Consider the following 12869-nt stretch of genomic DNA (forward strand, 5'->3'; position numbering starts at 1 on the left):
CCGAACCGAAACCACCGTCCACCACTCCGGTCCACCCGACATCAAGATCCTCGCCGTTTCTTAACTACGTGGCATTGACTACTACGGGGCCTCCGTCGCCATAGGAAGATCTCTTCCCTTAGGCGATCCCATGTTCGTCCTTGTCGTACGTCCTAGCGTGATGTAGGTGCCCCACTCATCTCCTTGAATGCCCTCGCTGGGCATCGCTCCGCGCTCCGGAGGTTGCATCGGATATGGCACAAAGCCGATGCAGGGCGCGGCGCCGGTGTCAGGTATCTTTCCGGCGGACTTGACCTTCAGTCCTCTGGAGATCGGGATTCAGGCAATCCAGCTTTCACCGTGTCACGCGGGTCCCTCGACGCCCCGTCTCCAATACCTGAGCCCGGCCGTCGATTTTCTGGCATGCTGCGGTCCCCATCACCGTTTCCGGATTAGGTAAGCCATCGGACCCAAGAATCTCCCTCCAAATTCTTCCCGATTAAATCGGGGATACGACAAGGCGCCTCATGGCGCACTGCCATCTGTCTGCGACTTGCACGGCGTCCGGGGCGCCGAGGCGGGCGCCTTCGGCGTAGCCGCTGGCGCGGTCGCGACAGATGATCTCGACGCCGGGGTGTTCGGACAGCCAGCGGGCCAGGGTCACCGACTCCCGGTCGGGTAGCAGGCCGATCGGGCGGCGGGTCTCGACGTCGATCAGCACGGTGCCGTAGACATGGCCCTTACGCAGGGCGAAGTCGTCGACGCCGAGTACGCGCGGCGTCACGGCCGACGGGTCCGGCAGGGCGTGGATCAGCCGTAGCAGGGTGGAGCGGCTGACGACGGCGCTGAGCACGGCGGCCAGCCGGGCGCCGGCTCGTCCAGCCAGCATGAGTGCGACCGTCTGCAAGACCGTGTGCAGCCGCTGACTTCGCCGCCCGTGCCGGAAGGTGAGTCCGTCGATCTGCTCGACGAACGTCGTCCGCGGGCACGAAGCCGCCGGGCAGCGAAAGCGCCGGACCAGCAGGTGCACGACCACCGGCCGACCGCCCACCGCAGCGTCGGCCAGGCTGCGCTGGTAGCAGTTGTGGACTCGCCGGGACCTCGTTCCGCAGGCCGGGCAGGTGGCCTCGCCCGCGCACGCGCGGGCGGTCACGCTGACCGCGTCCTCGCTGAGTTCGACCTCGTCGACCTGCAGGCCGTCCAGGTCGGCGAACAGGACATCCTCTATCTCCACATCACTCACGGGTCTTGATCATCAAACACACAGAGGCGGCAGCGCCGGGAAGGACCGGAAGTGATCACAAGAAGCTGGTGTCGTTCGTGAACGGGATCGGGTGTGATCTGCGGGCGGTGGAGGCGGGCCTGACGTTGCCGTTCAGCTCAGGGGCGGTCGAGGGGCAGGTGAACCGGATCAAGATGCTGAAGCGGCAGATGTTCGGCCGGGCCGGCCTGGCGCTGCTACGCAAGCGCGTCCTGCTGGCCAGTGACCGTCCACAGCCGAATCGGGTCCGTGACCGTCCGTCAGCGCTGCACGAAAAGTGATCCAGAACCACGATTCACCCGCCGCCGACATTTGCGGGTAATAATTCGGGCCACTCCAGCGGAAGCGTCCACGGTCACGCCAACGGGCACGACATGCGGTCGACCATCGCGGCGCATCGCAGTCAACGTGCACAGGTGTCACTCGTTCCAGAACTCCAGGTAGCCGTCCGGCTGGACTGATATGGCGTTCGACATGGCTGAAAGCGCAAACATGCCAGTTGCCCGAACTGCCCCAAAGTGAACGCCGCCACAAACCCTCCGAGCGACGCTTTTGTCCGGTTCGCAACCATTTACGAAAGAGCTCCCACCGTCAAAAGTATCGGATTAATAACGGAGCCACCGACGTTTCGCGAAGGTTGGCCCGTTCACGCCAGGACATAAAGTCGCAGCTCAAGGCGTTGTACGACATTGAACATGGTCGCTTTGAGCCGCTTTCGGCGCTCACAGTCACCTGCGGACCACGCGAATCGATCATTACTTTTAGGCCATGACATGTCGGAAGCGTCACGTACTGTCCAAGAGGTTCCCGGAAGCTCCGCGGGGCCGCCCCCTCGGGTCTCAGTGCGCGTTCGCGTACGTGACTGCCGAGTAGGCAAGAGGCCCCTGGATGCCACCGCATCCCACAACCTCTACGAGGTGGTTGGTGGAGCGCAGGCTCATCCGGCTGCGGTCGTTTCCGGCGCCGGGAACCGAACGTCATCGACTTAGGCGCGGTGTCGCCCGGCTCGTGGGAGCCATCACTTGCGGGTTGGAGGGATTGCTCAATGTGGTCAGGGAAGAGCCGCGGGGAAGCGGCTGAGCCCGGCACGCTTACTCGCGGCGGAACGAGAATCAGGCGCCTCTTGGAGCTCCAGCGCGCATGCGCGAGTCGAATTGCGGAGAGGGACCTGCACCGGCTGATTCGGCGCGAGCTGCGAGACCTCGACGTCACTCCCCCGCTCGACGTGGACGAGCTCTGCCAGGCGCTCAGCGAGCGACGCGGGCGGCCCCTGTACCTGAGAGAAGCTTCGTTTCCCAAGCCGGGACCCTCGGGGCTGTGGTTCGAGCCGACTGGCAAGAACTGCGACGTGATCCTCTACCAGCGCGAAACCAGCAGAACTCATCAAGATCACATCATCCTGCACGAGGTGGGCCACATCCTGGCTGGCCATGAAGGCATCGATGTGGATGCCGACATCCTGCGGAAGGCTTTGGGTGCACACTGTCCGGGACTGGTGACCCGCGTGATGGGGCGCACCTCCTACGAGGAAAAGGAAGAGCGCGAGGCTGAACTTGTCGCCACGATCATCCTGGAGTGGGCCTCAGTCCTGGACCAGGTGACTCCGCGCCGAGCCAGTGATCCGTCGCTCCAGCGGATCGAAGCGGCTCTCGGTGACAGGCGAGGGTGGCTGTAGTGAACGCCATGATGTACGCCACCGCGGGGCTGTTCTTCCTCGCCGTGTGCTGGAAGGTCTACCAGCTCTCTCGGGCTCCTCGGGACCATACCCTCCGCGCGGTCACTCTCTGCCTCGTCTGCCTGGCAGTGTCGTTCGCCATGGGTTTCCCTCCCGTGAAGAACGCGTTGAACGACACCGCGGCCGGCACGGCTCTCCTGGCCTCGAACGTCCCGCTGCTGGCGGGTGTCTACTTCCTCCTCGCCTTCTACCTGTACTCGGCTGCGGACCGCGTTCGGGCTCGGCGCCGTGCCCGGCTGGAAGCCGTTCCACTGCTGGTAACCATGCTGGTCATCACCGCAGCGACGTTCGCCACACCGGCCGGACTGCGCAGGCAGCCCTACACCCCGGACGAGCTGCACACCCCGCAGGTCGCGATTTTCTACCTGACGGCTCAGCTGTACCTGGTCCACGCGTTCAGCACCACTTCCTGGTGGACCGCGCGGTATGCCCGTATGTCGGGCGGTCCTGCCAGAATCGGGCTCTGGCTGACCACAGGCTCCTTGACCGGCATGGCGCTGGCGAACTCCTGCCGCGTCGCGATGGACGCGGTTGGATGGAGCGGCGGCGAGATACCCACCGCTCTGCACACCGCCGCGAGCACCTTCTTCGCGCTCGCGGTGCCAGCCTTCATCGCCGGTCTGAGCTACCCCGGCGTGATGCAGCGTGCAGCGGCGTTCAAGATCTGGCGTCAGCACCGCAGGAGCTACCGGCGTCTTGGTCCGCTCTGGCAGCTTCTGCACGAAGGGTTCCCGGAAGACGTGCTCAATCGTGGGCCGGCTGCCGGCTCGTGGCGCGAGCGCCTGGCCCTGCGCGCCGTGCACCGCCACTACTACCGTCGGGTCGTCGAGTGCCGCGACGGCCTGGTCAGGGTGAGCCCCTACCTCGCGCAGCGGGGCGTGCAGGACGGCACCGGACCCGAGGCCGTGGCAGCCCATCTGCGCCACGCCTTGCAGGCCGCCCTGACTGCTCGCGCGGCCGGCGAGGCGGCACCGGCGCAGGTGATCGCCGTCGCTCTGCCTGAGGAGCACAGCCTCGACGCCGACGCGCGTCAGCTGGTAGCGCTCTCCGATGCCCTCACAGCCCACGGATAGGACTCCATGTTTGACCTACTGATCACGGCCGCCCGAGTGATCACCGGGCCTGGTGGCGAATGCATCGAGGACGGAGCGGTCCTTGTTCGCGACGACGTCATCGCGGAAGTCGGACCACGCGATTCCGTCGGTAGGCAACAAGCCCAGGGTGCGATCAGGTTTGACTTCCCGGACAGCACGGTGCTGCCGGGGCTCATCGACTCCCATGTCCACCTCGCGTTCGACGCGAGTTCGGACCCCGTTGCCGCCCTCCAGGATGCGGACGACGAGATCCTGCTGGAGGACATGGCCGAGCGGGCCCGCCAGCTGCTTTCCACCGGTGTCACCACGGTGCGCGACCTCGGCGACCGCGACGCCCTGGCCGTTCGACTGCGCGATGCGATCGCCAGCGGGTCCCTGCCCGGCCCTCGGATCCTGTCCGCGACGACGCCGCTGACCTCCCCCGGCGGGCACTGCTGGTTCTTTGGCGGCGAGGTCGAAGGGACCGACGCGATCCGGGCCCTGGTCCGCCGCAACGTCGAGGCCGGGGCCGACGTCATCAAGGTGATGGCGACCGGCGGCGGCCTTACCAAGGGCGGCCCCGTGATCTGGCAGTCCCAGTTCAGTGCGAAAGAGCTCCGTGTGATCGTTGAGGAAGCCCGGCAGGCAGGTCTGCCGGTGGCTGTGCACGCTCATGGAACGGCGGGCATCGAGGCGGCCGTCGCCGCCGGGGTGAACACCATCGAGCACTGCACGTGGATGGCTGAGGACGGCGGCTTCGACCTCCGCGAGGACCTGGTCGCCGCGATCAAGGCCGCTGGGATTCACGTCTGCACGGCCACCAGCCCCAACTGGAGTGCCTTCGCCGAGCGGGTCGGCCATGAGCGTGCCGAGCAGTTGTTCACGTCGATGCGGTGGATGGCAGAGCTGGACGTCCCCATGATCGCGGGTACAGACGCCGGCGTGACGCGCGCCGTGTTCGACAAGTTCGTCAACAGCCTGGAGTTCTACCAGTACCTGGGCATTCCGCTCTGGAAGATCATCGATATGGCCACAGCAGACGCCGCGGGCGCTCTGGGCATTGGCTCCGACACCGGACGGCTGGCCGAGGGGTACCGCGCTGACGTCCTGGTGGTCGACGGCAATCCGCTCGCCGATCTCAATGCCCTACGGGACGTCCGCCTCGTCCTGGCTGCGGGCCGCCCCTTCCCCAGCTGAGCGGGGAAGACACCGCGCGGCCGGAGCGTGTGAGCCAGCCACCTCTCCGCCCGCGCAATTACGCCGGGTTGGAGCATCTGTCAGCTGAGCGACCGAGGAGCGGACCCTACCGGTTCGCGTCCCGCTCCGCCCTCTCCAGCTCGGCAGCGAGATCGTTCAAGATCGAGAGGACTCCGGCCGGCAGTCCTTCCGCGCCGAGACCACGGGCTCGGACCCGGCCCACCTTCCCCTCCTTGACATCCCACATCAACCGAAGTCCTTCGTAGACCTGGAGGGGGACAGCGTCGGCCGGCTCGAAGTAGAGACGTGAGACCCGGAAGAACTCAGCCAGACCTTCCAGGACGACCGGGGCCGCGTCTTCCTTCTTCCCGGATCGAAGATCCTCGATCTCCTCAGCCGTGGTGACCGAAGCACCCGCATGAGCGTTCACCGCTTCCGCAATCTCCTCTGCCCCTGGCGCGCCCGCCGGGTAGGAGCGTTCCAGAATCAGGGTGATCTTCGCGGCCAGGGTACGAGGGACCTCCTCGACGGCGGCAGCCTCGTCATGGTCCTGCTCGCGGTCTTGATCCTTCGCGAACGAACGCTCTTGAGCCTGCTTCAGTTCTTCTGGTGTTACCCCGTAGGCGTCCGCCAGGGCGGGAATGTACCTGTCCCTGAGGCGCCGCACGCCCGACTCTGCTCCAGCCACGGGGCCGTCGCTCTTGGTGCCGATGATCGCCGCTGTCTCCTTCCGGTAGAGGCCGGCGTCACACCGCAGGTCCTTGAGATCCGGCGGGCCGACTCTGGGGAAGAGGTCGTCCAGCTGGTGTCCGAGCACTCTCGCGAGCGCTGGAAGCTTCTCCTGGTCTGGGATGGAGGAGCCAAGCTCCCAGCCTGCGACCGTCGAGTCCCCCACACCGACGCCAGAGGCCACGTCGGACTGCGAGATCTCAGCGGCCCGACGTAGCGAGCGCACACGGGCTCTGTCGAAGCGTCGAGCTGGCATCTGACCCTCGTTTTTGGATGAACCGAAGAAACATCGACTGGTTGACTTTTTAGTGGATGCGCGATAGCTTCAGTTTAGCGAAAAACGAGAGGGTTCGCACCCCTCTCGGCTTTCGCTCACCCGCGGTCCCATCGTGGACCGGTCTGGTGGAGAGGGGACGCCGCGCATCACTCAGGCGTGGCACTTCCCCTCAAAACGCCATCGGCGTCCGAGAGTTCGCACCTCTCGGACGCCAGACAGCTCGTGATCCGCGGCTCCCTCACAGGAGCGCTGGTCACTCGCACGGCCACTCCGTGTCCTTTCGCACGGCACGACGGAGCGGCGTACCACATAGAGGAGTGTCGCATGTCCCCTACTACGGACTGCAACCCGAAGGCGGAGATCCCTTCGGGCCCGGCCGAGCGACTGGCGGCCCAACTGGCGTCCATGCTGCCTGAGGCTGCTGTCGTACAGGTGCGTCTTCAGGGTCCTCGGACCCTGTGGCCCCACCTTGGGCTTACCGCCATGAACGACCGAGGACGCACTCTTCGTGTCCCTCGGGCGAAGGCGCTCACCATCGCCCGGTGGATCATCCGCTCGTTCCCCCAGGCCGGATGGGCGGCCTCCGGCGGGCACGCCTTCGACCTGCGGACCGCTGAACTGCGCGGGCTGGAAGCGTGATGGCGGCCGTGGTACCGGCGAACGCGGGACCGGCCCTGGACTTGCAGGGCCTCGCTGCCGTGGTCGACCTCTTGGCTCAAGCCGGCGCTCTGGACGCCCTGTTGAGCAAACGGGCTACGGACTCCCGCGACAAGCGTCTGCACATCGGATACAGCGAAGCCGCTGAACGGCTGAACATTCCGGAGCTGTGGCTCCGTGAACGCATATCAACGCTCCCACACCGGAAGTTCGGGAAGTTCGTTCAGTTCACGGAAGACGACCTCCACGCGATTTCCGACATGCACTTCGTCAACCCTGGCGCAAAGACCAAGAAGGATGACGAGTCGGAGCTGATGACGCTTCAGCCTTCCAAGCGCTCTCGTAAGCGTTCCTGATCTCCTCTCGCGCCCGATTGCAACAATAAGCGGCGCCGTGAACATCGCGAGATATAAATGAGCACTGACATATTCAGCCTCATCGAGGCTGCACGCCAGGGAAATTGGCTGCCCCTCATAGGGGAGTCAAAGAAGGCTCCGGGCAAGCACTGGGCGGAATCCGCCCGATGCGCCAACCAGGACATCAACATTTTCGTCCCTCTCTGTGACGGTCCACGCGAAGACCCGGACTTGGTGAAGGCCAAGTTGGGAATTCACCTCAACCGTCCACGTAATCTCTGCGCGTCATGCCCGTTGGCCGTCGCTGCCCGGTGCCTGGTGGAATCCCTGAAGGATGACGACGAGTTTGGAATCCGGGGCGGCCTTCTGGCCTCGGAGCGTTCAGAGCTACGGCGGGCATGGCAAGAGCGAGTCAACGAGAAAGCTGTAGAAGGCGCGCTTCAAGGGTGCACCGCGGTACTGAGCAAGACCGCCCGGGACGCCGTGATTGCGCGCTTCGCCACTGATCCCTCGCTGGACGCTGCCGCTGTCGCTCGCGGGCTCGGCGTAACGCACGAGTATCTGCTGAAACTCGCCCGTCGCTACCGAAAGTCGCAGGCCGGGCAGGGCAGGCCCCCGCTCCGCGTCGCTGCCGACGCGGCCTGACGCCGCTCCCGAGGAAACGATCCTTCCGCACGGCGGACCCTGCGTTCACGGGAGTTCTCCCCATGCTTCAGAACAGCCCCTCCGGATTTCGGCACACGAATATCAGTGCCGCGATCCGAGAAATTGCACCTACAGCCGTACTCGTGCGGGTCTATCCCGAGCGCCGGTCTGTTACCCACCTCTTCGAATCGGACTTCTACCGCATGCTCATCGACCGTCGGTCCGAGGAAAGAGTTGCACAAGTAATCAGGCGCGGGTTCGGCAATACCGCTGATTGGCGCCTTGCTCATGACTACTACCTTCCCACCGGAACGCTCTACCTCACCCCCGAGCCGCATCAAAACGGCTATATCCCCGAGGATGATCAGTGTTTCGGACTTGCTCTCGCCCGTCGAATAGCGACCGCTGACGGGAGTTACTGATGAGCGACATAGTGACCGAACTGGTCTGGTCGCAGTCCAAGTCATGCAACGGCTCGCGTCTCGTCCTGCTCGCTCTCGCTTGCCTGGCAGACGATCAAGGGCACGCGACTGCGACCACTGATGAAATCGCACTCAGGACCCGTCTCACGGGCCGCGCTGTCCGCAAGTGCGTGAATGAACTGTCAGCACTGGGTGAACTCACCCACGAGCGCGGGGGCGGCCCCTCCAACCCAAACCGATACTCCATCCTCCTCCACGACGACCCTGCCGGAGTGGCACCTCCGGAGAGGAACAGAGTTCCTACAATTGCGACCGCGGAACATCAAGACGGAACTATGTTCCGGGAACATAGTTCCGGGGGCACCATCAAGGGCCCGGAAAGTAGGAACTCTGCGCCCTCAAAGCCGGAACTTTCTTCCTCGCGTGCGCGCGGTGGTAATACTCCCGTAGGGAGTATTACCACCTCTCCTAAGCAAGCTAGCTCGCTTACGTCGAGCAGCGAAAAGCGTCGCTCGGGGCAGGAGCCGGTGAGGGTTCCGGACGGCGCCAAGGAACTGGTAACAGCCATAACCGATGCAGGAATGCTTGTTGGATGGCGGCTTTCCGATTCCGAGTGGGATCGGGTAACAGCTCTCGTGGCCCGCTGGGGGAACGAACGGCTGGTCGAGATGATTGCGCGGCGCTGGAATACCGATCGCCCCCCGCAGTCAGCCCGCTATCTGCTCCGTATCTGGGCGGACCTGCCGTCACACGCGCCCACAGAGACATCGCAAGGAAATGTCGTCCCTCTACGTCGACAGCCCGGAGGCTGGGCGCCGTTCCAGAACACAGCCGAACCCAGCGCTTACCAGAACGGATTTTGATCATGGCCGAGCCCGGACTTGTAGGCAGCGCCAGGTCAATGCGCCGCCTGGAACAGATACTCACCTCGAAAGGAATTCAGGTGTCCGACAGCACCGCCGCGGACGCACCGGGAGAGAACCCGGGGGACCGCGAATGGCATCGTCGGGCCCGCGCCGAATACGCCCTGAACCGGTGGCGGACCGCGACTCCTCCCCGGTTCAGCGACGCTGAGGCGACGATCCCGGAGGTCACCGCGTGGGCTGATCGCGCTCTTGCGGACTGCTCCACCGCTGGTGCCTTGCTCCTCACCGGCTTGACCGGGACGGGGAAGACTCACCAGGCGTACGGGGCTCTGCGAAGGATCGCGGCCGGCGGGCCGGACCGATACGAACTGATCGCGGTCAACTCGGCGGACATGTACGGCAACCTGCGCCCCTCTCAGGTGATGGGTGCGGCCGAACGTGAGCTGCGGAAGCTCAGCGAGGTGCAGTACCTGTTGCTCGATGACCTCGGTACGGCGAAGACGTCGGAGTGGACCGAGGAGGTGACGTACCGGCTCATCAATTACAGGTACAACCACTGCTTGCCGACGATCATCACGTCCAACCTGCCAGCCCGCGACGCCAACGGGCCGGACCTCACCGACTTCGTCGGAGCGCGGGTGGCAAGCCGTCTGGCGGAGATGGTGACCAGCCTCGTGCCGATGATCGGCACGGATCGGCGACGCGGGAGGGCTGCCTGATGCCCGTCCGCCTCCGTGGAGCGGCGCGAGACGCTGCCGCGTTGTCCACGCCCTGTGTATACGTTGGCCCCCGAAGCCGGTTCGCGAACCCCTTCAGGGCAGGAGACCAGGCTCCTTCTGCCCTCGGCTCGCCCATGGACGCAGCAGAGATCGTGGACCTATTCGCCGCCACGCTCCGAGGCCCGGTAGGTCGCCACTACGCCGCGCGCTTCGCCCGAGCACTGCGGGGGCCGCGATTTGATGTGCACATGCCCTCTTGATGCTCCGTGCCACGCGGATGTCCTTCTCCACCTCGCCAACGAGCTCGGCGACGGCACCGCACTCCGCATCACCGATCTTCTGGAAGGCCCCCGATGAGTCACCCGATCATGTTCGCTGCGGCCAAGCACCTCACCACCGCAGAGGAGCGGCGCAAGACCGCTCGGGAGGCCGCGTTCCGCACCTGGGGGCCGAGGTCGATCACCGCAGCGTCGAAGTACGCACGCACCCTCCTGGGGGACGCCGCAGTCACGCTCGACTGGGAGGTGCTGGGACTCCTCAGCTTCGAGGAACACCTGCAAGCCTTCGCGTCTCTCGACACGACCGGAGGTCAGCACCTGGAGCTGTACTACACGGACCAGGGCGGCACGGAACGCATTCTGCTGCGGATTTCGTGCGTGAGCTGCCCGAGTCAGCATGTGTACGAGGTGACGTCCTTGGAACAGCTCGGACAGCTGCTCTCGCAGACCCCTGCCTGGCAGGACATCAACCCGCGCGACGGGGGCAACCTCTGATGTCACACGCGCACATAGACACGGCGGCGAGGACCGAACGGCAGGTGGGCTACAGCCTGCACGGAATGACGGCCTGGGACCGCAGTGCGATCATCCTGCTCGGCGCGGCCGGCTTCGCCTTCTCGTACGACGCACTTCGTCAGATCGCCCTCGCGATCCACGCCAGGGAGATCTTGTCCTACCTGTTCCCGGTGTTCATCGACGGGTTCATTGCCTACGGCGTGCGGGCGATCGTGCTCCTTCGGCACCAGCGGTTCGCCGCGCGGCTTTACGCCTGGTTCTTGTTCCTCGCGGCGACCGGGGCGAGCCTTGGCGCGAACGCTCTGCACGCCATCACGTTGAACGATTCTCCGCAGGCCGGACGGTCCGCGCTGCACCTTACGGACAGCGTCGTCGGTGTGCTGTCGATGCTCGCGCCCCTCGCGCTGGCGGGCTCGGTCCACCTCTACATCCTGATGGCGCGGACGGCTGAGCGGGCGGTCCCGGACGGGGCTGACATTGGTCCCGGACCGGTCCGCGAGGAGACTCCAACGCTCGAACGCGTCGCAGTCCAGCCGGGTCCTCGTCCACTGGAAGCACCGGCGCCGATGCCTCCACGGCCGTTGACGGGCCGTCCGTCCGCACGGCAGGGCGCCGCCGCCGCAACCGTTGACCTGCGGAAAGCCGAGACTCAGTCCGAGGAAGAACCGCGTACGGACGACACCGCGGCCCACCCGCCCGCGGAAGCGGACGAAGAGGAGACGGGAGACAGGACTGCGGACGGACCAAGCGGTGGACCTGCGGACCACACGCCGACCGCAGCAGTTCCGGCAGGCGCCCAACCCTCTGGGCCCACGGCGGTCCGCACCCCTGCGGACGGAGAAAAGCCGTCCGTCCCGGACGACGCGGAATGCCCGCAGGACCGGGAGGCCGATGACGAGTGGCTGGAGGATCTGCTTCCGATCGCACGGGCCGCCTCCGAGAAGGCCGGACGGATCAGTCGTGACGCAGTGAAGGAGGCCGTCCGGGCACATCAGCGGATCGGAAACGACCGCATGGGCGTGCTGCTGGCTCGGTTGAAGGAGGAGGAAGAGGCAGCAGGCCGGGCACCCGCCGACGCCTCCAGCGCGCTCTGGTGATGTCATCGCATGGCTGCCCGGGGACTCTGGTTCTCCCCATGGAGGCCCCGGGCAGCCCGCTTGATCAGGAAGGAACGACCACCATGTGGCTCCACCGACGAAACCGGGGGCAGGACACGACCCGGCCCAATGCCGCGCAGGCGGCCACCGCACTCACGCTTCACCTCCAGGGCGGCGGCGAACTTACGCCGGTCCCAGTGGACGGTCCTCCTCTCGCAGACGAGGAAGTCGCCTTCGCAGACGCGCAGTGCTCAGCCGCCCGCTTCTACGGGACGGAGGTCGACTACCCGTCCTCGACGAGTGGGTACTTCGAGGATCACCCGACCTTCGGCCGGCGGTGGGTGAACAACAGCCGCCTCGACGCCCGTCGGCGTCAAGAGGCGGAGGACTCCGCCCTTCCGCAGTGGCGCGATCACACCGCGGCGCGAGTGGTGCTCACCTCGGTCGGCGTGCGGCTCCTGCCGATGGGAACCAGTGATTGGCTGCCGTTCGACCACGCGCTTCTGTCCGGAATCGCCGCTGAGCCGTCCGCGGTCGTGCTCTCGTACAACGTGTGCGCGCCCCTGCTCCTCTCCGGCCCGGCCGCGCCATGGCTCGGCGTGGCGATCGAGCACCTGCACCAACATTCCGTATAGGGCCGCACCCCTCCACCGCGAAAGCCGGAACTTAATTCCTGGAATTAAGTTCCGGCTTTTCTGCTGATTCGAGTTGTCCGCGAACCTCTGCAAAGATTCAGGCACGGCCAACGCCACAAGGCACTTTCAGGCCGCGGAGATCTATTCGCGATCCTTCTCGAATCACGCAAGGGGCTGATGACCTTGATATGAGTAACGCTCCCCGCTGAGCAATCACGTACAAGTACGCGAGCTGAAACCGAATCCGGAATTCGACCTGACGCGATACGCGATCGAACTCTTCCGCAGAAGAGACAGGCCGATAGCTCCACACGCTCCAGCCTGATTCTCAAATTCTCCGGCAATCGCCGGTAGAGCCCGCAGGAGGATTCCCTCTCCTGCGAAGGAGCGGCGCGGCCCCCAGCCCCCGCGGGGCCGCGCCGCTCGC

General features: G+C 65.4%; 13 protein-coding genes and 1 pseudogene. 12 read left to right on the plus strand and 2 right to left on the minus strand.

Annotated features, from left to right (window positions below):
• Positions 1 to 478: 478 nt before the first annotated feature.
• Complete coding sequence (locus EST92_RS17270; protein ID WP_254068867.1) at positions 479 to 1222, minus strand: ISL3 family transposase; 744 nt, start codon at positions 1220 to 1222, stop codon at positions 479 to 481.
• A gap of 104 nt (positions 1223 to 1326) precedes the next feature.
• Between EST92_RS17270 and EST92_RS17275 the strand changes: the two are divergent.
• From EST92_RS17275 to EST92_RS17295, 4 genes and pseudogenes are all read left to right on the plus strand, one after another.
• A pseudogene (locus EST92_RS17275) lies at positions 1327 to 1521 on the plus strand (hypothetical protein); the annotation flags it as partial.
• A gap of 842 nt (positions 1522 to 2363) precedes the next feature.
• The gene (locus EST92_RS17285; RefSeq protein ID WP_254068868.1) at positions 2364 to 2915 is read left to right on the plus strand and encodes a hypothetical protein; all 552 of its coding nucleotides are present in this window, start codon (positions 2364 to 2366) and stop codon (positions 2913 to 2915) included.
• Positions 2916 to 2923: 8 nt separating this feature from the next.
• On the plus strand, positions 2924 to 4048 hold the full coding sequence (locus EST92_RS17290; RefSeq protein WP_343283802.1) for an MAB_1171c family putative transporter: 1125 nt from the start codon (positions 2924 to 2926) through the stop codon (positions 4046 to 4048).
• Between the two features lie 36 nt (positions 4049 to 4084).
• Positions 4085 to 5245 (plus strand): amidohydrolase family protein, encoded by a 1161-nt coding sequence (locus EST92_RS17295; RefSeq protein ID WP_343283801.1) that lies wholly within the window; start codon positions 4085 to 4087, stop codon positions 5243 to 5245.
• 106 nt (positions 5246 to 5351) lie between these two features.
• Here the strand turns inward: EST92_RS17295 and EST92_RS17300 are convergent, their stop codons facing one another.
• The gene (locus tag EST92_RS17300; protein WP_254068869.1) at positions 5352 to 6200 is read right to left on the minus strand and encodes a helix-turn-helix domain-containing protein; all 849 of its coding nucleotides are present in this window, start codon (positions 6198 to 6200) and stop codon (positions 5352 to 5354) included.
• A gap of 534 nt (positions 6201 to 6734) precedes the next feature.
• Between EST92_RS17300 and EST92_RS32230 the strand changes: the two genes are divergently transcribed.
• The 8 genes from EST92_RS32230 (at position 6735) to EST92_RS17345 (ending at position 12442) form a co-directional block, all read left to right on the plus strand.
• A complete protein-coding gene (locus EST92_RS32230; protein ID WP_254068870.1) occupies positions 6735 to 6890 on the plus strand; it encodes a hypothetical protein in 156 nt (51 codons plus the stop codon).
• On the plus strand, positions 6890 to 7264 hold the full coding sequence (locus EST92_RS17310; RefSeq protein WP_254068871.1) for a hypothetical protein: 375 nt from the start codon (positions 6890 to 6892) through the stop codon (positions 7262 to 7264). The genes EST92_RS32230 and EST92_RS17310 overlap by 1 nt, the downstream gene beginning before the upstream one ends.
• Before the next feature lie 57 nt (positions 7265 to 7321).
• Entirely contained in the window at positions 7322 to 7909 is a 588-nt protein-coding gene (locus tag EST92_RS17315; protein WP_129281813.1) for a WhiB family transcriptional regulator, read from the plus strand.
• A gap of 62 nt (positions 7910 to 7971) precedes the next feature.
• Positions 7972 to 8331 carry a hypothetical protein gene (locus EST92_RS17320; protein WP_129281814.1) on the plus strand — a complete coding sequence of 120 codons (360 nt, stop codon included), beginning with the start codon at positions 7972 to 7974 and terminating at the stop codon, positions 8329 to 8331.
• A gap of 943 nt (positions 8332 to 9274) precedes the next feature.
• Positions 9275 to 9916 (plus strand): ATP-binding protein, encoded by a 642-nt coding sequence (locus EST92_RS17325; protein ID WP_254068872.1) that lies wholly within the window; start codon positions 9275 to 9277, stop codon positions 9914 to 9916.
• A 353-nt stretch (positions 9917 to 10269) separates the two neighbouring features.
• The gene (locus tag EST92_RS17335) at positions 10270 to 10689 is read left to right on the plus strand and encodes a DUF6195 family protein (RefSeq protein WP_129281817.1); all 420 of its coding nucleotides are present in this window, start codon (positions 10270 to 10272) and stop codon (positions 10687 to 10689) included.
• A gap of 44 nt (positions 10690 to 10733) precedes the next feature.
• Complete coding sequence (locus EST92_RS17340) at positions 10734 to 11807, plus strand: DUF2637 domain-containing protein (protein ID WP_161981748.1); 1074 nt, start codon at positions 10734 to 10736, stop codon at positions 11805 to 11807.
• A 197-nt stretch (positions 11808 to 12004) separates the two neighbouring features.
• Complete coding sequence (locus EST92_RS17345) at positions 12005 to 12442, plus strand: hypothetical protein (RefSeq protein WP_254068873.1); 438 nt, start codon at positions 12005 to 12007, stop codon at positions 12440 to 12442.
• Positions 12443 to 12869: the final 427 nt, after the last annotated feature.

It is taken from the genome of Streptomyces sp. TM32 (assembly GCF_004122755.1).
Classification (GTDB): domain Bacteria; phylum Actinomycetota; class Actinomycetes; order Streptomycetales; family Streptomycetaceae; genus Streptomyces; species Streptomyces sioyaensis.

Coding starts and splice junctions, on each gene's coding strand:
- EST92_RS17290 (WP_343283802.1), top strand. CDS start 2,924: ATGATGTACGCCACCGCGGGGCTGTTCTTCCTCGCCGTGTGCTGGAAG.
- EST92_RS32230 (WP_254068870.1), top strand. CDS start 6,735: ATGAACGACCGAGGACGCACTCTTCGTGTCCCTCGGGCGAAGGCGCTC.
- EST92_RS17310 (WP_254068871.1), top strand. CDS start 6,890: ATGGCGGCCGTGGTACCGGCGAACGCGGGACCGGCCCTGGACTTGCAG.
- EST92_RS17315 (WP_129281813.1), top strand. CDS start 7,322: ATGAGCACTGACATATTCAGCCTCATCGAGGCTGCACGCCAGGGAAAT.
- EST92_RS17320 (WP_129281814.1), top strand. CDS start 7,972: ATGCTTCAGAACAGCCCCTCCGGATTTCGGCACACGAATATCAGTGCC.
- EST92_RS17335 (WP_129281817.1), top strand. CDS start 10,270: ATGAGTCACCCGATCATGTTCGCTGCGGCCAAGCACCTCACCACCGCA.